The sequence below is a fragment of the Ruegeria sp. AM1 genome (genome assembly GCF_056540745.1).
The window spans coordinates 99772-119466 of record NZ_JBQFXH010000002.1 but is presented as its reverse complement, the minus strand read 5'-3'; the positions used below and the strand labels follow the sequence as shown (position 1 = coordinate 119466).

The 19695-nt window shown below is 57.5% G+C and carries 19 protein-coding genes; 9 read left to right on the top strand and 10 right to left on the bottom strand.

Annotated elements, in window-relative coordinates; genetic code table 11:
* Positions 1-2: 2 nt before the first annotated feature.
* Positions 3-1229 carry a threonine ammonia-lyase IlvA gene (ilvA, locus tag ACR0I7_RS08420; protein WP_480509958.1) on the bottom strand — a complete coding sequence of 409 codons (1227 nt, stop codon included), beginning with the start codon at positions 1227-1229 and terminating at the stop codon, positions 3-5.
* 58 nt (positions 1230-1287) lie between these two features.
* Positions 1288-2127 (bottom strand): hypothetical protein, encoded by an 840-nt coding sequence (locus ACR0I7_RS08415; protein WP_480509956.1) that lies wholly within the window; start codon positions 2125-2127, stop codon positions 1288-1290.
* 69 nt (positions 2128-2196) lie between these two features.
* Between ACR0I7_RS08415 and ACR0I7_RS08410 the strand changes: the two genes are divergently transcribed.
* From ACR0I7_RS08410 to msrA, 4 genes are all read left to right on the top strand, one after another.
* Complete coding sequence (locus ACR0I7_RS08410; RefSeq protein ID WP_480509954.1) at positions 2197-3423, top strand: argininosuccinate synthase; 1227 nt, start codon at positions 2197-2199, stop codon at positions 3421-3423.
* Between the two features lie 32 nt (positions 3424-3455).
* Positions 3456-3860, top strand: coding sequence for a DUF1810 domain-containing protein (locus tag ACR0I7_RS08405; RefSeq protein WP_480510693.1), 405 nt, complete (start codon positions 3456-3458; stop codon positions 3858-3860).
* A gap of 77 nt (positions 3861-3937) precedes the next feature.
* Positions 3938-4219 (top strand): SCP2 sterol-binding domain-containing protein, encoded by a 282-nt coding sequence (locus ACR0I7_RS08400; RefSeq protein ID WP_480509952.1) that lies wholly within the window; start codon positions 3938-3940, stop codon positions 4217-4219.
* Positions 4220-4316: 97 nt separating this feature from the next.
* The gene (gene msrA / locus ACR0I7_RS08395; protein WP_480509950.1) at positions 4317-4988 is read left to right on the top strand and encodes a peptide-methionine (S)-S-oxide reductase MsrA; all 672 of its coding nucleotides are present in this window, start codon (positions 4317-4319) and stop codon (positions 4986-4988) included.
* On the opposite strand, the gene ACR0I7_RS08390 is transcribed toward msrA, so the two are convergent.
* Both ACR0I7_RS08390 and ACR0I7_RS08385 read right to left on the bottom strand, forming a co-directional pair.
* Positions 4985-5857: a ribokinase gene (locus ACR0I7_RS08390; protein WP_480509948.1), complete on the bottom strand. Its 873-nt coding sequence runs from the start codon at positions 5855-5857 to the stop codon at positions 4985-4987. The genes msrA and ACR0I7_RS08390 overlap by 4 nt on opposite strands.
* Before the next feature lie 3 nt (positions 5858-5860).
* Positions 5861-8116: an NADP-dependent malic enzyme gene (locus tag ACR0I7_RS08385; protein WP_480510691.1), complete on the bottom strand. Its 2256-nt coding sequence runs from the start codon at positions 8114-8116 to the stop codon at positions 5861-5863.
* 161 nt (positions 8117-8277) lie between these two features.
* Here ACR0I7_RS08385 and mutS point away from each other — a divergent pair, with 161 nt between their 5' ends.
* Positions 8278-10893 (top strand): DNA mismatch repair protein MutS, encoded by a 2616-nt coding sequence (mutS, locus tag ACR0I7_RS08380; RefSeq protein WP_480510689.1) that lies wholly within the window; start codon positions 8278-8280, stop codon positions 10891-10893.
* Positions 10894-10924: 31 nt separating this feature from the next.
* Here mutS and ACR0I7_RS08375 read toward each other — a convergent pair whose 3' ends face one another.
* Together ACR0I7_RS08375 and hrcA are read right to left on the bottom strand one after the other, a co-directional pair.
* On the bottom strand, positions 10925-11488 hold the full coding sequence (locus ACR0I7_RS08375) for a nucleotide exchange factor GrpE (protein ID WP_480509947.1): 564 nt from the start codon (positions 11486-11488) through the stop codon (positions 10925-10927).
* A gap of 10 nt (positions 11489-11498) precedes the next feature.
* Positions 11499-12563 (bottom strand): heat-inducible transcriptional repressor HrcA, encoded by a 1065-nt coding sequence (gene hrcA, locus ACR0I7_RS08370; RefSeq protein WP_480509945.1) that lies wholly within the window; start codon positions 12561-12563, stop codon positions 11499-11501.
* A 112-nt stretch (positions 12564-12675) separates the two neighbouring features.
* On the opposite strand from hrcA, the gene rph reads away from it, so the two are divergent.
* Genes rph through ACR0I7_RS08350 form a run of 4 tightly spaced genes read left to right on the top strand, consistent with a single transcriptional unit; the run spans position 12676 to position 15500 of the window.
* A complete protein-coding gene (rph, locus tag ACR0I7_RS08365) occupies positions 12676-13389 on the top strand; it encodes a ribonuclease PH (protein WP_170735534.1) in 714 nt (237 codons plus the stop codon).
* The gene (rdgB, locus tag ACR0I7_RS08360; RefSeq protein ID WP_480509943.1) at positions 13386-14000 is read left to right on the top strand and encodes an RdgB/HAM1 family non-canonical purine NTP pyrophosphatase; all 615 of its coding nucleotides are present in this window, start codon (positions 13386-13388) and stop codon (positions 13998-14000) included. The genes rph and rdgB overlap by 4 nt, the downstream gene beginning before the upstream one ends.
* A complete protein-coding gene (gene hemW, locus ACR0I7_RS08355; RefSeq protein WP_480509941.1) occupies positions 13990-15144 on the top strand; it encodes a radical SAM family heme chaperone HemW in 1155 nt (384 codons plus the stop codon). Before rdgB ends, hemW begins: the two co-directional genes overlap by 11 nt.
* A gap of 2 nt (positions 15145-15146) precedes the next feature.
* Entirely contained in the window at positions 15147-15500 is a 354-nt protein-coding gene (locus ACR0I7_RS08350; RefSeq protein WP_480509939.1) for a YbaN family protein, read from the top strand.
* On the opposite strand, the gene ACR0I7_RS08345 is transcribed toward ACR0I7_RS08350, so the two are convergent.
* The 4 genes from ACR0I7_RS08345 to mnmG are packed head-to-tail and all read right to left on the bottom strand — an operon-like array spanning position 15490 to position 19691.
* Entirely contained in the window at positions 15490-16386 is an 897-nt protein-coding gene (locus tag ACR0I7_RS08345; RefSeq protein ID WP_480509937.1) for a ParB/RepB/Spo0J family partition protein, read from the bottom strand. The two genes, ACR0I7_RS08350 and ACR0I7_RS08345, sit on opposite strands and share 11 nt — an antisense overlap.
* Before the next feature lie 20 nt (positions 16387-16406).
* A complete protein-coding gene (locus ACR0I7_RS08340) occupies positions 16407-17210 on the bottom strand; it encodes a ParA family protein (protein WP_480509935.1) in 804 nt (267 codons plus the stop codon).
* The gene (rsmG, locus tag ACR0I7_RS08335; protein ID WP_480509933.1) at positions 17203-17826 is read right to left on the bottom strand and encodes a 16S rRNA (guanine(527)-N(7))-methyltransferase RsmG; all 624 of its coding nucleotides are present in this window, start codon (positions 17824-17826) and stop codon (positions 17203-17205) included. The genes ACR0I7_RS08340 and rsmG overlap by 8 nt, the downstream gene beginning before the upstream one ends.
* Positions 17823-19691: a tRNA uridine-5-carboxymethylaminomethyl(34) synthesis enzyme MnmG gene (gene mnmG, locus ACR0I7_RS08330; protein WP_480509931.1), complete on the bottom strand. Its 1869-nt coding sequence runs from the start codon at positions 19689-19691 to the stop codon at positions 17823-17825. Before mnmG ends, rsmG begins: the two co-directional genes overlap by 4 nt.
* Between the last annotated feature and the right edge of the window lie 4 nt (positions 19692-19695).

Sequence of the window (19695 nt, the reverse complement as noted above, 5' to 3'; positions counted from 1 at the left end):
CCTCAGATCACGAACTGCGCCAGCGTCTCATCCTCGGTAATGTCGGTATAGGTAAACCCGGCCTCGTCCAGATGCGCAAACAGACGCATGAAGTTTTCGGGCTTACGCGTTTCGATGCCAATAAGGACCGAGCCAAAATTGCGCGCCGATTTCTTCATATATTCGAACCGGGCGATATCATCCTCGGGGCCCAGCATGCCCAGAAACTCCTTCAATGCGCCGGGACGCTGAGGCAGGCGCAGGATAAAGTACTTCTTAACCCCAGAATAGCGCTGCGCGCGCTCCTTGACCTCGGGCAGACGTTCAAAATCGAAATTGCCGCCCGATGTGACGCAGACAACGGTTTTTCCACGCACAAAGCTCTGGACGTCACCCACTGCCTCAACCGCAAGTGCTCCGGCCGGTTCCAGAACGATGCCCTCGACATTCAGCATTTCGATCATCGTGGCGCAAATTCGATCCTCGGACAGAACCAGCACATCCGACAGATGACGGCTGCGCAGCAGTTCAAAAGGTTTCGCGCCAATGCGGCCAACGGCGGCGCCATCGACAAAGGTATCGACGTGATCCAGCGCCACCGGATGCCCCGCCGCCAGTGCAGCCCGCAAGCAAGCACCGCCCGCCGGTTCGACAAACAGGCAATGCGTGCGATCCCCGAACCAGGTGGCCACACCCGCCGACATTCCGCCGCCGCCCACCGGCAGCACAACGTGATCTGGCACGCGACCCAGCTGTTCCTCGATCTCAACCGCCAGTGACGCTTGCCCTTCGATCACATCCGCATCGTCAAAAGGTGAGAGGAAATGCCCGCCTTGCTGTGCGCACCAGTCCTGTGCCGACGCCAACGTGTCGTCGAAATAATCGCCCGTCAGATGCACTTCGACAGTGTCACCGCCAAACATCCGGGTTTTCTGGATTTTCTGTTGGGGGGTCGTTACCGGCATAAAGATCACACCCCGAACGCCCAGATGCTTGCACATATAGGCAACCCCCTGCGCGTGATTCCCGGCGCTGGCGCAGACGAACAGCTTCTGACCCTGCTGTTTACGCATCGCGTTGAACGCACCGCGGATCTTGTAGGATCGCACCGGGCTGAGGTCTTCGCGTTTCAACCAGATATCCGCGCCATACCGGTCGGACAAATGGGCATTCCGCTGCAACGGCGTGGCCGGGAACACAGAGCGCATCGCCTGTTCGGCAGCGCGGGCGCGGGTCATGAAATCAGTCATGCCCGCTTCACTGGCCGATCCCAATTAAAAGAGCAAGGAATACATATGTGTACGCGGGTTAGGAGAGTTCGCGTTTTTCGATAAACACGCCATACATGGTCGTCAGAATGCTGACATTGATGAGCGGCAGTATCAATACGCCGAAGAATAGCGACAGCAGCACACCAAAGATGGGAATTATTGCTATGGCCGCAAATACAAGTTGAACCAAAATCTGAAAAATCATGGCGACGATAAGTAGAATGACGATATGACCTGTCGTCCCGGTTGTGCTGTTCCATGCTTGCGCTAAGCCAATCGGTTCTCCAATCGCTGCTGAGGGCAAAATGATGGAAAGCCGATAGAAACAGATCATAAGAAAAATTGCATACACGATCACGATCGGCAGAAAGCCAGGTGCATAACTTTTCCCGAGCAGCCCAAGAACCAAAACTAGTGGAAGATAGCCGGCTATCATAACCAAGCCCAGCAAGAGAACCCGGCCAAAATATGCAAGTATGCGGTCAAATCGAAATGTCGGAAAAATACCGCTAGGATATTCCTCTAACAGTATGAAGCGATGCCACGACACGGCGATCCAAAAGGCAACGGCCAGCATCACAATCGCCACAAGCAGAATAAAAATCATGAACGCGCCAACTGAGAAGCCTTCAGGCAAAGTGCTTGATGAATCATCAAGCACCTCGAGCGGCACGCCCAATGCGAGAACCAATCCGACAATGATCAAAGTTGCGACGAGCGCCGGACCAAAAGTAATTTGCAAAACCTGTTTCAGATTCCCAAAAACCATACGCACCGAATGTGCAAAAATCTTCCAACCCAGCATTTGAAACCGCCCTTTCAACCAATTCTTGTTCTCTATTTCACCTCTTTCACCCCAATTCGTGGCCCGCGTCAATCCGGCGAACTTGCCCCCGCGTTCAAAACCCGCTAGGGGCCAATCGTTCTACGTATAAAGGGAAGTCAGATGTCCGCGCCCAAGAAAGTTGTTCTGGCCTATTCCGGTGGCCTCGATACCTCGATCATCCTGAAATGGCTGCAGACCGAGTATGGCTGTGAGGTCGTGACCTTCACCGCCGATCTGGGTCAGGGCGAAGAGCTGGAGCCCGCCCGCCAAAAGGCCGAGCTGCTGGGGATTAAACCCGAGAACATCTATATCGAGGATATCCGCGAAGAGTTCGTCCGCGACTTCGTCTTCCCCATGTTCCGCGCCAATGCACAGTATGAAGGGCTGTACCTGCTGGGCACCTCGATTGCGCGGCCGCTGATCTCGAAACGTCTGGTAGAGATTGCCGAGGCAACCGGTGCTGATGCCGTCGCCCATGGTGCGACCGGCAAGGGCAACGATCAGGTGCGGTTCGAACTGGCGGCCTATGCGCTGAACCCCGATATCAAGGTGATCGCACCCTGGCGCGAATGGAACCTCACCAGCCGCACCAAGCTGCTGGAATTTGCCGAAGCGAACCAGATCCCGATTGCCAAGGACAAACGTGGCGAGGCCCCGTTCTCGGTTGATGCCAACCTGCTGCACACCTCGTCCGAGGGCAAGGTTCTGGAAGACCCGGCAGATATGGCGCCCGACTATGTCTATCAACGCACCGTTCACCCCGAAGACGCGCCCGACCAGCCCGAATTCATCGAGATCGGTTTTGAAAAAGGCGACGCGGTCAGCATCAATGGCGAGGCGATGAGCCCCGCGACCATCCTGACCAAACTAAACGAATATGGCGGCAAGCACGGCATCGGCCGTCTCGACCTGGTCGAAGGCCGGTTCGTGGGCATGAAATCGCGCGGCATCTATGAGACGCCCGGCGGCACCATCCTGCTGGAAGCGCATCGTGGGATCGAGTCCATCACCATGGACCGCGGCGCGATGCACCTGAAAGACCAGCTGATGCCGCAATATGCCGAGCTGATCTATAACGGCTTCTGGTACTCACCCGAACGCGAAATGCTGCAAGCTGCGATCGACAAGAGCCAAGAACATGTCACCGGCACCGTCCGCGTGAAACTTTACAAGGGTCTGGCCTCGACCGTGGGTCGCTGGTCGGATCACTCGCTCTATTCAGAGGCGCATGTGACCTTCGAGGAAGACGCCGGTGCTTATGACCAGACCGATGCGGCGGGCTTTATCCAATTGAACGCGCTACGCCTGAAACTGCTGGCGGCACGCGACAAGCGTTTGTCCAAGTGATCGACGAAGACGATACCGACGACGAACTCGATATGTTCATCGAGGCGCAGGACACGGTTTGGCCCGATGTCCTGCGTGAGTTGGAACAGGGGCAGAAAACCAGCCACTGGATGTGGTTCGTCTTTCCGCAACTAGCAGAGCTTGGCCAATCACATATGGCGCAGCTCTATGGAATCGAGGATCTGGATGAAGCTGCAGCCTATCTGACCAATCCGGTGCTACGCAGCCGTCTGGTGCAGGTGTCGCAATTGATCTTGTCCCACACAGGCACCGACCCGATCACCATTCTGGGAAAGGTTGACGCCAAAAAGCTGCGCTCGTCCATGACCTTGTTTGCGGCTGTTGCGGATGCTCCAACGGAATTCAGGGACGTACTAGCCGCCTTTTATGACAACCAGCCCTGCGAGCGGACGCTAGAGGCGCTAAGCGGTCTCTAACAGGTTCCAGTTGCGTCATGCTTGCCTGATGTTGGGGCTTCTCTTTACGCAGAATGAAACTGCGAAAAGGGAATCTCATGCTTCAGGACATTGCAGACCGTATCCAGACCGGTCTGGACGATAGAACCTTCAACGGATCGCTGAAATTCGATTGCGGCGAAGATGGGGTCATCGTACTTGCCGACAATTCAGCCACGACTCAGGATCGTGACACCGACTGCACCATCCGTATTTCACGTGAAAATCTGGGAAAACTGCTGTCCGGAAAGCTGAACCCAATGACCGGGGTGATGATGGGCAAGCTCAAGGTTTCCGGTGATATGGGGGTTGCGATGAAGCTGGGGCAGTTGCTTGGCTGACTGATAAACTCGTCTCACCAGCACGTGACATATGATGTCATCGGATTGCCAAGCCCCGGGTCTCAGGGCAGCCTGACTTCATCAAAGGAGACCCGCCATGACCCGGACCTACTGTTTCGACCAAATCAAAACCACGCTTCTGTTTGTTCTGATCGCCCTCGTTGCACTGTTCCGTGCCCTGCCGGCCCCGGCCGCAGGCACAGAGACCCTGACAGTTGCGGGTGGCTGTTTCTGGTGCGTTGAATCCGATTTTGAATCGGTGCCCGGTGTGATTGGCGCCGTGTCGGGTTTTACTGGCGGTAAAGCGGCCAACCCAACCTATGATCAGGTCTCAAAAGGCGGAACCGGCCATTATGAGGCGGTTCAGATCACCTTTGACCCCGCCCGCGTTTCCCGTGAAACGTTGCTGAACATGTTCTTCCGCTCGGTTGATCCAACCGATGCCGGCGGCCAGTTCTGCGACCGGGGCGACAGCTATCGCACGGCCATCTTCGTCTCTAACGCTGGGGAAAAAGCGTTGGCGCAAAAGGCCAAAGCGGACGCCCAGAGTGCATTGGGCCAGACTGTAGTTACACCCATCCTACAGCAATCGGCCTTCTATCCGGCAGACGCTTATCATCAGGATTATTATAAGGGCGAGAAACTGGTCTTTACCCGCTTTGGCCCCAAACGGCAGAAAAATGCGTACAAAGCCTATCGCAATGCGTGCGGCCGGGATGCCCGCGTCAAGCAGCTGTGGGGTGGTGATGCACCCTTTGCCGGATCTTAGTCAAAACGCGCTGCGCGCACCTCTTTCAGATCGGGAATGACATCTGCTGTGCCGTGCCGCGTCACCATCAGGGCTGCGGCACGGTTCGCCTGTGTAATGGCCTGAGCCAGAGGCATTCCCCGGTCCATACCGGCAAGAACATAACCGGTGAACGTGTCACCCGCGCCGGTGGTATCGACGGCCTGTACCTTGTGCGCCGCAAACTCTACCGCATCGTGGCCGCGCTGATGATAGCGCGCGCCGTCAGAACCCAGTGTGACAATCACATGCTCCACCGGCAAATCTGAGGCTTTGAGCCCCGTCGCCTGCTGCAACTGCTCGGCCTCGATTTGGTTGAGGATCAGGAAATCCAGATAGGGCAACAGCGCCTCGACCGCGTCCGCGGCAAAGGGGGCGGCGGCGTAACACACGGTCAGGCCGCGATCTCGTCCCAGTCGAGCGGCTTCAACCTGAGCGTTGGTTTCGTTCTGCATCACCAGCAGATCAACGGCCTCGGACGTCGCCAGCGCCTGTTCCAGCTGCGACACCTCAAGCGTGTGATTGGCACCCGGATAGAGGATAATAAGGTTTTCACCTTCAGCATCCACCGCAATGATTGCGTGGCCTGTGGGCACGTCAGCCTCGGTGATATGACGCGTGTCCACGCCATATTCGGTCAAACGATCCCGCGCCCAGCGCCCATCTGACCCCACCGCGCCGATATGGCTGACACGCGAACCCGCCCGCGCAGCAGCAACCGACATATTTGCGCCTTTGCCGCCCAGAAACCGTTCCAACCCGCTGGCCGCAAGGGTTTCACCGGGGGCCGGCAGATGCGGCAGGCCATAGACCATATCCGCATTGATCGAGCCAAGGTTCCAGATCGTCATAGGTCAGCCAACGTCGCAAGAGGCCAGAATAGCCATGTTCAGAATGTCATTGGCGGTCGAGACGGTCGAACAGATCTGGATCGGTTTGTCGACGCCGGATAAGATCGGGCCAATCACTGTCGCCCCACCCATTTCCTGCATCAGCTTGGTTGAGATACTCGCCGAGTGCCGCGCCGGAACGATCAGGATGTTGGCAGGACCGGTCAGGCGCGAGAACGGATAGGCCTCTTGCTGATCAAGGTTCAGGGCCACGTCGACGGTCATCTCGCCTTCGTATTCAAAGTCAACGCCCCGACCATCCAAGACCTCGGGCGCGACATGCATTTTCTCGGCCCGTTCCGAGACGGGATAGCCAAAGGTCGAAAAGCTGACAAAGGCCACGCGCGGCTCAAGTCCCATATGCCGGGCCACGGCGGCAGAGCGTTCAGCGATATTGGCCAGATCGTTTTCGTCCGGCCATTCATGCACCAGCGTATCGCCAATCAGCACGATCCGCCCCTTATGCAGCAGCGCAGTCACCCCCGCCGCCCCATGGGCCGCATCCGCATCAAAGACGTGATTGATCCGGTCCAGAACATGCGCCGATTTGCGTGTCGCGCCGGTCACCAGACCATCGCCGTGCCCATGCGCCAGCATCAGGGATGAGAACACATGCCGGTCTCGCGCGGCCAACCGGTGGATATCCTTGGTATCAAAGCCTTTGCGTTGCAGGCGCTGGTATAGGAAATTCTTATACGTATCGAGATGCGTCGTATTGGCCGCATTCACGACCTCAAGCTCGCGCACGGCGTCACCCAAACCAGCCGCTTCCAGCTTTTCTTTGACGTCATCAGGGCGGCCAACAACCAGCGCTTTGCCAAAGCCCGAGCGTTGATACATGACCGCAGCACGCAAGACGCGGGGATCGTCGCCCTCGGCAAAGATCATTCGGCTTTGCGCCTGACGCGCGCGGGCGTTGAGGCCACGCAGGATGCTGGCCGTTGGATCCATGCGGGATTTCAAGCTCAGTTCATAAGCGTCCATATCGATGATCGGACGCCGCGCCGCGCCTGTATCCATCCCGGCCTTGGCCACAGCAGGCGGAATGCGGTGGATCAATCGCGGATCAAACGGGGTTGGAATGATGTAGTCGCGGCCAAAGGTCAGCGATTTGCCATAGGCCATGGCGACCTCATCCGGCACATCCTCGCGCGCCAGACGAGCCAGCGCATGGGCGCAGGCAATCTTCATCTCGTCATTGATTGCACGGGCGTGGATGTCCAACGCTCCGCGGAACAGGTAGGGGAAGCCCAGCACGTTGTTGACCTGATTGGGATAATCACTGCGACCGGTGGCAACGATGGCATCCACGCGGACCTCATGCGCCTCTTCGGGCGTGATCTCGGGATCGGGGTTCGCCATCGCGAAAATCACCGGATTGTCGGCCATGCTGGCGACCATATCCTGCGTCACCGCGCCCTTGACCGACACGCCAAGGAACACATCCGCGCCGTTCATGGCCTCTTCCAGAGTACGCAGGTCGGTGGTGATGGCGTGGGCCGATTTCCACTGGTTCATCCCCTCGGTCCGGCCCTGATAGATCACGCCCTTGGTGTCGCAAACGATGCAGTTTTCATGCCGCGCGCCCATCGCCTTGAGCAGTTCGATGCATGCAATCCCCGCCGCCCCCGCGCCGTTCAGGACGATTTTCACATCTTCGATCTTCTTGCCCGAAATATGCAGCGCATTGATCAAACCCGCCGCGCAAATCACCGCCGTACCGTGCTGGTCATCGTGGAAGACAGGGATGTCCATCTCTTCCTTCAGGCGCTGTTCGATGATGAAACATTCCGGCGCCTTGATGTCTTCGAGGTTGATGCCCCCAAAGGTTGGTCCCATCAGGCGCACCGCGCGGCAGAACTCATCCGGGTCTTCGGTGTCCAGTTCGATATCGATCGAATTCACATCGGCAAAGCGTTTGAAAAGGACGGATTTCCCCTCCATCACCGGTTTGGAGCCCAACGCGCCCAGATTTCCAAGACCCAGCACGGCGGTACCGTTCGAGATCACGGCCACCAGATTGCCCTTGTTGGTATAGTCATACGCGGTCTCGGGCGCCTCAGCGATGGCTTCACATGGAACAGCCACACCGGGGCTGTAAGCCAGCGACAGATCGCGCTGCGTGGTCATGGGAACGGTGGCCTGCACCTCCCATTTGCCGGGGGTGGGTTCCAGGTGAAAGGCCAGCGCCTCTTCTTTGGTGATCTTGGATTTGCGCATTGTCGGGGTCGTTTCCATGACTTCGGGGCTGATGCGTCATAGCGCAGGCAGGCGCGCGCCTCAACGACAATGCGTTTTCACCTTTCGTCGCACGTTGGGGATTTGTAAGGTCGCGCCCGGAAGACGCCAGAAGGGGGCCGCTTTTGTCCACAGTCACGCCGATGATGGCGCAATATCTTGAGATCAAAGAGGCCCATTCAGACGCCCTGCTGTTTTATCGCATGGGTGATTTCTATGAGATGTTTTTCGAAGACGCGGTGAGCGCCGCCGAAGCGCTGGATATCGCGCTGACAAAGCGCGGCAAGCATAATGGGACGGATATCCCGATGTGCGGCGTACCGGTGCATTCCGCCGAAGGTTATCTGCTGACCCTGATCCGCAAAGGGTTTCGCGTTGCAGTTTGCGAGCAGATGGAAAGCCCGGCTGAGGCCAAAAAAAGAGGCTCAAAATCGGTGGTAAAGCGCGATGTTGTGCGTCTGGTGACGCCCGGCACGCTGACCGAAGATGCCCTGCTTGAGGCGCGTCGCCACAACTTTCTGGCCACCTATGCCGAGGTGCGGGACGAGGCCGCCCTGGCCTGGGCCGATATCTCGACCGGCGCGTTTCACGTGATGCCTTTGACCTCAGTGCGGCTGAGCCCGGAACTGGCACGCCTTGCCCCATCCGAGCTGATTGTGGCCGATGGAACGCAAGACAAGCTGCAGGAACCGGTGCTTGATCTGGGTATCTCGCTGACGCCGATAGGCCGCGCCAGTTTCGACAGCACAGCGGCGGAAAAGCGTATCTGCGGCCTGTTCAATGTGGGGGCGCTGGACGCGTTTGGGAATTTCGGACGTGCCGAGGTCGCGGCCATGGGCGCGCTGATCGACTATCTTGAGATCACCCAAAAAGGCAAACTGCCCCTTCTGCAAACGCCCTTGAAGGAGTCCGAGGACCGCGTCGTGCAGATCGACGCCGCCACGCGCCGCAATCTGGAACTGACCCGGTCGCTGTCCGGAGGCCGTGCCGGATCGCTTCTGTCGGTGGTCGACCGTACGGTGACACCGGGCGGGGCGCGCCTGTTGGAACAACGCTTGTCCAGCCCGTCCCGCAATCTGGATATCATCCATGCGCGGCTGGACGCGGTAAGCTTTGCTGCTGAGGACAGCCTGACCGCCTCGGACCTGCGCGAGGCGCTGCGCAAAACCCCTGATCTGGACCGCGCCCTGTCTCGCCTATCGCTGGACCGGGGCGGCCCTCGCGATCTGGCCGCGATCCGCAACGGGCTGACACAGGCCGTCGCCATCGCGGAAATCTGCAACGGGCAGGATCTGCCTGTCTTGCTGAACGCCGCGGTGCAAAACCTTATCGGGTTCGATGGTCTGCTGACCTTGCTGGATGAGGCTTTGGTTGCCGAACCCCCGCTTCTGGCGCGCGACGGCGGGTTTATCGCGCCGGGGTTCGACACCGAACTGGACGAGGCGCGTACTCTGCGGGACGAGGGCCGGTCTGTTATCGCCGGGCTCCAGCAGAAATACGCAGAACATACCGGCATCACCTCACTGAAGATCAAGCACAACAACGTTCTAGGCTATTTCATCGAAACTACGGCTACTCATGCCGAGAAAATGCTGAACCCGCCATTTTCGGAAACCTATATTCACCGCCAGACAACCGCCAATCAGGTGCGGTTCACCACCGTGGAGCTGTCCGAGATCGAAACCCGCATCCTGAACGCTGGTAATCTGGCGCTTGAGATTGAGAAGCGGCTCTATCAAAGGCTTTCTGATGAAATTTTGACCCTCGCCGCCCGCCTCAACCAAGCCGCCCGCGGACTGGCCGAACTTGACCTGACCACCGCACTCGCTGATCTCGCACGCGGAGAAAACTGGTGCCGTCCAAAGGTCGATGCCTCGCGCGCGTTCGACATTCAAGGCGGCCGCCACCCGGTCGTAGAACACGCACTGCGCCAGCAAAGCGGCGATACCTTTATCGCCAATGATTGCGACCTGACCGCCAGCGACGGAGCCGCAATCTGGTTACTGACCGGTCCTAACATGGCCGGTAAATCGACCTTCTTGCGCCAGAATGCGCTGATCGCGCTGCTGGCGCAGATGGGAAGCTATGTCCCTGCGGAGCAAGCGCATATCGGTGTCGTCAGCCAGCTGTTCAGCCGCGTCGGAGCCTCAGACGATCTGGCCCGGGGGCGCTCGACCTTTATGGTTGAAATGGTCGAAACCGCTGCAATCCTCAACCAAGCGGACGATCATGCGCTGGTTATTCTGGATGAAATCGGGCGCGGCACCGCCACCTATGATGGTTTGTCGATTGCCTGGGCGACGCTCGAACATCTGCACGCGGCCAATAGCTGCCGCGCCCTGTTTGCCACCCACTACCACGAACTGACCGCGTTAGCCGGAACGCTGGACGGCGTGGAAAACGCCACCGTTGCCGTCAAGGAATGGGAAGGCGAGGTCATCTTCTTACATGAGGTACACAAGGGCGCGGCGGACCGATCTTATGGTGTGCAGGTGGCGCAGCTTGCTGGCCTGCCCGCATCTGTGGTGGAACGTGCCCGTGTTGTTCTGGACCAGCTGGAGAAGACCGAACGTGAAGGGGGCAAACAGAAGGCTCTGATTGATGATCTGCCCCTGTTTTCCGCAGCGCCGCCCCCGCCGCCGCCAACACCCAAAACCTCTCCTGTGGCGGAGATGCTGGCTGATGTGTTGCCGGATGAGCTGACCCCGCGCGATGCGCTCGACCTGATCTATAAACTGAAAGAGGCGGCCAGAACCTGACCGCCTCAGCAACTGTTGTGTTCGTGGCCGCTCAGCTGGCTGGTGTCGACGACACGCCAACCTGCGCCGGTCGCAGTAAACGATCATGGAGCATGAAGCCTTCGGCTGACACCTGAATGATGTCGCCCGCCTTGGTGCCGGGCACGGGGGCCTCAAACATTGCCTCATGCACATTGGGGTCGAACCGGTCGCCAACCTCAGGCGTTATCACCTCGATGCCGTGCTTTTGGAATACATCCTTCAGGGCGCGCATGGTCAGCTCGACGCCTTCGATCAGACCAGCAGCCATTTCTTTCTGCTCATCTGTCGCGGCCTCAAGCGCGCGTTTCATGTTGTCGTAGACCGGCAACATGTCGCGGGCCAGCTTTGACCCGCCATATTGCTCAGCATCCCGACGGGCCTTGTCACCACGCTTGCGCGCGTTTTCGGCATCCGCCAGCGCGCGCATGAATTTGTCTTTGTAATCATCCCGCTCTGCGCGCAGCTCATCCAGCTCCAGCGCTTCATCGCTGATCTCAGCAAATTCTTCGGCCAGCTCTTCAGCTTCTGCGGACATGATATCGTCCAGAAATTCTTCGTTCTTGGGCTCTGCCATCTCTTACCCTCTAGCTCCGGTCGGATATCAGCTTGCCGACCAGTTGCGCTGTATAATCTACGATCGGCACGATCCGTCCATAATTCAGACGTGTGGGCCCAATAACCCCGACCGCACCGATTATCTTACGATCAGCGTTCATATATGGAGACACCACCAAAGAGGAACCCGAAAGTGAGAAAAGTTTGTTCTCAGAGCCGATAAAAATGCGCACACCTTCGCCATCTTCGGTCAATTCAAGGAATTCGGCGATATCACGTTTGCGTTCCAGATCGTCAAACAGCGTTCGGATGCGATCCAGTTCCTCCACCTGACCTGGTTCATTCAACAGATTCGCCCGACCGCGCACGATCAGACGAGCTGAGTCGGTTCCGTCACCGTCCCAGGCCGCAATGCCGCTTTCCACCATTGCGCGGGCCAAAACATCGATCTCTTGCTTGCGCGCGTCGATCTGGTTTTGCATCTGGCGACGCACTTCGCTGAGCGTGCGCCCTTCGATCAATGCGTTCAGGAAATTCGCCGCCTCACGCATCGAACTGGGCGTCTGACCGGGCGGAGGCGTGAACAGACGGTTTTCGACATGGCCGTCCGAGAAGACCAACACGACCAAGGCCCGGTCATGGCCCAATGAGACAAACTCAATATGCTTGATCTCGGATTCTTGCTTGGGCGTCAGGACCAGTGACGCGCCTTGTGTCACGTGTGACAAGGCCGAGCCAACACGATCCAGCATTCCACCCACATCGCCGGCGTTAGAACCTAATGTCTCATCCAGCTTCTGTCGATCATCCGCGCCCAGATCACCCATCTCCAACAGACCATCCACAAACATACGCAGCCCTTGCTGCGTCGGAATCCGACCTGCGCTGACATGGGGGCTGTCGAGCAGGCCGAGAAACTCGAGATCCTGCATCACATTGCGCACGGTTGCGGCGCTGACTTTTTCCGACAACGTACGGGTCAATGTGCGGCTGCCGACGGGCTCGCCGCTGTCTAGATAACTTTCGACAATCAACCGGAAGACCTCACGTGACCGGTCGTTCATCTCATCCAGAATTTTGCTCGCTTCGCTCATCGGCAATCCCTTGCTGGACTGTCATTAAATAGCAGGCACAAGAAAGGTCAATCGGGGTTGCATCGTAAGCCGATGGAGAGTTATCCCCAACCCAGCAAACAAAGGATTTTCCATGCGACCCTCAGGACGTGATCTAAACGAAATGCGCGCCGTTTCAATCGAAACCGGCTTTACCAAACATGCCGAAGGTTCCTGCCTGATCAAGATGGGCGATACCCATGTGCTGTGTACCGCCACGATTGAAGATCGCGTGCCGCCGTTCATTAAAGGCTCGGGTCTGGGCTGGGTCACGGCCGAATACGGCATGCTGCCCCGCGCCACCAACACGCGGATGCGGCGTGAGGCGGCCTCGGGCAAACAAGGCGGTCGCACCGTGGAAATCCAGCGCCTGATCGGTCGCGCGCTGCGCGCCGGCGTCGACCGGGTTGCGCTGGGTGAACGCCAGATCACCGTGGACTGTGATGTGATCCAGGCCGATGGCGGCACCCGCTGCGCGTCGATCACTGGGGGCTGGGTGGCGCTGCGGCTGGCGGTGAACAAGCTGATGAAAGCAGGCGATGTGATCTCGGACCCGTTGGTTGATCCGGTTGCCGCCGTCTCTTGCGGGATTTACGCAGGTCAGCCGGTTCTGGATCTGGACTATCCTGAAGACAGCGAGGCGGGCGTGGACGGTAACTTCATCATGACCGGCTCGGGCAAACTGATCGAAGTACAGATGAGCGCCGAAGGCTCAGTCTTCAGCCGCGCGCAAATGGATCAGCTAATGGATTTGGCCGAAAAAGGCGTGGCAGAGCTGGCCGCAGCCCAAAAGGCCGCCACCGCATGACCCGCAGGTTTCAGGGCGACCGGCTGCTGGTGGCCACCCATAACAAAGGCAAGCTTGAGGAGATGATCCATCTCCTCGAACCGTTTGGCGTGACTGTGGTGGGCGCGGCAGAGATGAACCTGCCCGAGCCCGAAGAAACCGAAGATACATTTGTCGGCAACGCCCGGATCAAGGCGCATGCAGCCGCCAAGGCCACCGGCTTGCCCGCGTTGTCGGACGATTCCGGCATCACCATCGACGCGCTGGACGGCGCGCCCGGCGTCTACACCGCCGATTGGGCAGAAACCGGCAATGGCCGCGATTTCCTGATGGCAATGACCCGCGCGCATACTGAGCTAGAGGCGAAAGATACCCCGCACCCCCGGACCGCTCAGTTCCGCAGCACGCTGGTTCTGGCTTGGCCCGACGGGCATGACGAGGTGTTCGAAGGCGTCGCCCCCGGTCATTTGGTCTGGCCTATTCGTGGCACGGATGGGTTCGGCTATGACCCGATGTTTGTCCCCGACGGCCACGACATTACCTTTGCCGAGATGGATCGGTGGGAAAAGAACAAGATCAGCCATCGCGGCCGCGCGGTGGAGATGTTCGTGAAGGGCTGCTTTGGCGGATGATTGGCGCAACGGGGGCTTTGGCCTGTATGTGCATTGGCCCTTTTGCGAGGCCAAGTGCCCCTATTGCGATTTCAACAGCCATGTTTCACGTAATATTGATCAAAAACAATGGCTTAACGCGTATCTGATCGAGCTTCAACGCGCGGCGACGGAAACACCAGATCGTATATTGAACACCATTTTCTTTGGCGGCGGCACGCCGTCCCTGATGGCCCCCGAAACCGTTGCAGCCGTAGTCGATGCCGCTCGCAGCCTGTGGCGTCCCGCCAACGATATGGAAATCACGCTTGAGGCCAATCCCAGTTCCGTCGAGGCGGGCCGGTTCAACGGCTATCGTGACGCCGGGGTCAACCGTATTTCGATGGGCGTGCAGGCGCTGAACGATGATGACCTGCGGCGGCTGGGACGCATCCACACCGTCGCCGAGGCCCGCGCTGCCTTTGACATTGCGCGCAATTGTTTTGACCGCGTCAGCTTTGACTTGATCTACGCGCGCCAGCATCAGACGCTGGATGACTGGCGGGCGGAATTGACCGACGCCCTGTCCATGGCAGTGGACCACCTGTCGCTCTATCAGCTGACAATCGAAGACGGCACCGCGTTCGGGGATCGCTATGCTGTTGGCAAGCTGCGCGGACTACCTGAAGACGATCATGCAGCCGACATGTATCTGGCCACGCAAGACATCTGCGAGGCCCATGGCATGCCCGCCTATGAGGTGTCAAACCACGCCCGCGCTGAGGCAGAGTCGCGCCATAACCTGATCTACTGGCGCTATGGCGACTATGTCGGCATCGGCCCCGGGGCGCATGGTCGTATCACCTTGGACGGTCAAAAATATGCCACCGAAACCCATTTATCCCCGGGCAAATGGCTGAATGCGGTCGCCAAGGGCCGTGGTGAAGCAGAACGCGCTGTGCTGACGCCGCAAGAACAATCCGTTGAATACCTTATGATGGGAATGCGGGTGGCAGAAGGTCTAGATATTGATAGATATCGTGCGCTTTCCGGCGCAAACCTTGCGCAAGACAGGCTGGATAATTTGATTGAGATCGGCATGGTAGAACAGCAAGAAAGCCGGATCAGAGCAACCAAGGATGGGCGCGCCGTTCTCAACGCCGTGATCCGCGAGATATTAGGGTAAGCATGCAATTTGTCTGGGCAACACTTGGATTGATTTGCGTCGCACTGGCGATGATTGGGGTTGCCCTACCCCTGCTGCCCACCGTTCCCTTCCTGCTGCTGGCCGCGTTTTTCTTTGCACGCTCGTCATCGCGGTTGCACAACTGGCTTTTGTCTCACCGCACCTTTGGGCCGATGATCCTGGACTGGCAGCAATCCGGCGCTATCCGACCAGCTGCAAAAAAGGCGGCCACCGTATCGGTCGCCGCCGTGTTTGGCCTGTCGCTCATCCTGGCGCTGCCCAGCCATGTCCTAATCATTCAAGCCGTTGTTCTAAGCTGTGTGATGATCTTTATCTGGACCCGGCCTAGCGGCTGAGCTTGGCACAAAGATCATCCAATTGGTCAAGGTTTTCATAGGTCAGAACCACCTGCCCCGTCTCTGTCCCGGCCTTATGATTGATCGCAACTTTCATGGCCAAAATCGCCGACAGATCTTTTTCCAGCGCCCGTGTGTCCGCATCCTTTCCGGCATTCAGGTTCCGTGATCGCGGTGCAGGCCGGTCATTATCGCCTTGCTGCTGCTTTTTGACCAAAGCCTCAGTGGCGCGTACGGACAAGCCCTCGCGCACAACGGTTTTTGCCAGCTCCGAAGGGTTCTCGGCCATGATCAACGCCCGCGCATGACCTGCCGACAGTTTTCCCTCAATCACCAGTGTCTGCACCTCAATCGGCAGTGATAACAGACGCAGTAGATTGGCGATGTGGCTGCGGCTTTTGCCCAAAGCCTCCGCCATCTTTTCCTGGGTGTGGCCAAAACGGTCCATCAGCTGCTTGTAGCCGGCTGCTTCTTCCACCGCATTCAGATCAGCCCGCTGAATGTTCTCGATGATCGCAACTTCGAGAACCTCGGTATCATCGAATTCGCGCACGATCACGGGAATTTCGTGCAATTGCGCCATCTGTGCCGCGCGCCAGCGGCGTTCACCGGCGACAATCTCATACTCCCCTGCATTCAGGGGGCGCACGATCAGGGGCTGAATGATGCCCTTTTCCTTAATCGATGCCGACAGCTCATCCAATTGATCCGCCGAGAACGTCCGGCGCGGCTGGTTGGGATTGGCGTGAATCTTTTCAATCGGAACTTTCATATCTGGGCGGCGAGGTTCAGCCGTGATGCGACCCTCTACATCTTGTGTCACATCCGCCATCAAAGCGGACAAACCGCGCCCCAATCCTCGGGGTTTTCCTTTTTTGGCGCTCAACTAGCCCTCCTGACAGCTGCTCAGGCAGCTACTTTCTTGTTTTTATACATAATTTCACGCGCAAGATGCCGATAGGCCATCGCACCAAGCGACCCGGAATCATATTGCAGGACTGGCAGCGCGTATGATGGCGCTTCGCTTACCCGCACATTTCTGGGTATCTTGGTTTTAAATACCATCTCACCCAGGTTGTCACGCGCGTCTTTTTCAACTTGCCGGGACAAGTTGTTGCGGTTGTCGAACATCGTCAACACAACACCTTCGATTCGAAGGTCCGGGTTCGCGGTTTGGCGCACCTCGCGAATGGTCAGCATCAGTTGCGACAAACCCTCCAGAGCAAAAAATTCGCTTTGCAACGGAACCAGTACAGAATGCGCGGCAACCATCGCATTGACTGTCAGCAAATTCAGGGACGGCGGGCAATCGATCAGTACAAAATCGAACGCAAACTCATCTATCGCGGTCTGACGAAGCGCATCATGCAACAAATAGCTGCGTTTTTCGTTTGAAATCAGCTCGATATCAGCAGAGCTCAGATCCACGGTCGCGGGGATCACGTGCAGATTGCCGATCTCGGTCTCCTGCACGACGGCACGCAAGGGGGCTTCGTCCAGAATCAGATCATAGGTCGTCCAATCGCGGTCTTCTACGCCCAATCCGGTCGACGCATTGCCCTGTGGATCAAGGTCGACCACAAGAACGTTGCACCCGACCTCAGCCAGACCCGCCGCCAGGTTGATCGTTGTTGTTGTTTTCCCCACCCCACCCTTCTGATTGGCTACCGCGATAATCCGGGGGCCCTCAGGGCGAGACAGATCAACCACGTGAGACTCCTTTAACCTTCAGGATAACTGCTTGGGGCTCTGTTATACTTCTAATTGGCTCAGCGTTGAATTTCCATTGTTCTGAGGCATCAGACAGTTCTTTTTTCCATGTGGCACCTTTCGGAAACAGCGCAGTTCCATTTTTTGATAAATGCCTGTCACAAAAGGATAATAGCTGCGTCAAATCAGAAAGGGCGCGTGCCGATAGGATATCCGCGTTCAAAGGGTCGACCGACTCGATTCGCCTGGAAATAATCGAACAATTGGCACCACATTCCCGCGACGCGGTTCGCAGGAATGCTGACTTTCTCTGATCACTTTCAACAAAAGTGAACCCGGCGTCAGGTGCGGCCTCAATCGCCATGATGGCACAAACCATACCGGGGAACCCTCCACCGCTGCCCAAATCGGCCCAATGCTCGAACGTCTCAGCACAGTTGAACACCTGAACGGAATCCAGAATATGCCGCGTCCAGATCTCTCCAAGGCTTTTGCGCGAAACGAGATTGATCTTTGGGTTCCAGCGTCTGACCAGATCAACAAACAACGACAGCCGGTCGAATGTTTCACGTGAAACACCTATGGTTTCGAAGTCTGGGCCGTACAGCGCCGTCATACCCGGTATACTTTCTTATCTCGTCGCAGTTTTGCCAGAACAAGGGTCAAAGCGGCAGGGGTCACCCCTTCGATCCGCGCCGCTTGGGCAATGTTTTCTGGCTTGGCGCGTGACAGCTTTTGCTTCATTTCATTCGAGAGACCATCAAGCGCAAAAAAGTCGAAATCTCGCGGGATTTCATATGATTCATCGCGCTTCATCGCCTCAACATCCCGTTGCTGCCGCGCGATATAGCTCGCATAGAGCGCGTCGCGCTCAATTTGGCGCCTGATATTGTCCTGCACATCATCGATGCCATCAATCAAGGGCAGCAAGTCGTCAAATTGCACATCAGGAAATGCTAGGATCGCCATGCCGGTGCGGCGATTGCCATCCTGGTTCACCTCAATCCCCGCGGCCCGAATTTCTTTTGGAGTATAGGTCTGATCGCTCAACCTGGCTTTTACTTGCTCTAACTGCTCTTGCTTAGCGTTGAACGCAGCTTGCCGCTGGGCACCCACACACCCCAGATCAAGACCAACCAGGGTCAGGCGCTGATCTGCGTTGTCCGCTCTGAGTGACAGACGAAACTCAGCGCGAGACGTAAACATGCGATAGGGTTCAGCCACGCCGCGCGTTGTGAGATCATCGATCATCACACCGATATAGCTATCTGCGCGGGTAAAATGCACAGGATCCCGTCCCTGCACCGCCAGCGCGGCATTCAGGCCAGCAACAAGGCCCTGCGCAGCGGCTTCCTCATATCCTGTGGTTCCGTTGATTTGCCCCGCAAGATATAGACCGGGGACATCTGGTAAGGCCAATGACGATGTCAGCACCCGAGGGTCGATATAGTCATATTCAATCGCATACCCCGGTTGCAGAATTTCAGCCTTTTCCAACCCTTTGATGGATTGAACATAGTCGACCTGCACATCCCGCGGCAAAGATGTTGAAATCCCGTTGGGGTAGATCGTGTTATCGTTCACGCCCTCGGGCTCAAGAAAAATCTGATGCGAGTCCTTTTCGGCAAACCGCACAATCTTATCTTCGATAGACGGGCAGTATCTGGGGCCGATTCCATCAATATGCCCCCCATACATGGCCGACCGGGATAGATTACGCTCAATAATCTCATGTGTCCGGGCATTAGTATGCGTGATTCCACAAGAGATCTGCGGTGCGGTCACCTCGGATGACAGGAATGAAAACAATGTCGGCGCATCATCGCCATTCTGTATTTCAAGATCGGACCAGTCGATTGTCCGCCCGTCCAGGCGCGGCGGCGTGCCTGTCTTGAGCCGCGCCATAGGAAGGGAATAGCTGTCCAGACGCTCTGCCAATTTAATCGAAGGACGATCCCCCATCCGCCCGCCCGGGCGCGAAACGTCGCCGATATGAATAACACCCCGCAAAAAGGTGCCAGAGGTCAGTATAACGGCTTTCCCCGGAATTTCCGATCCATCGGCCAGGATCACCCCTGCAACCCGATTCGCATCCATACGAAAGTCGACAACTTCTCCGGTAATCACTGACAAGTGTTCGCGTTCCGAGGTCTCTTTCTGCATCGCCGCGCGATACAAGGCGCGGTCTGCCTGCGCGCGGGGGCCCTGAACTGCGGGCCCCTTTCTGCGATTCAGTAGACGAAACTGGATGCCCGCCTGATCAGCCACACGCCCCATAACGCCATCAAGCGCGTCGATTTCCCGGACAAGGTGACCTTTACCCAAACCCCCAATAGCAGGATTGCAAGACATCACGCCAATGTCCTGAGCCGACAGCGTTACCAGCGCCGTTTCCGCGCCCAACCGTGCCGCAGCGTGGGCTGCTTCGGTTCCGGCGTGCCCAGCGCCAATTACGATGACATCAAATTGTGAATGTTTCACGTGA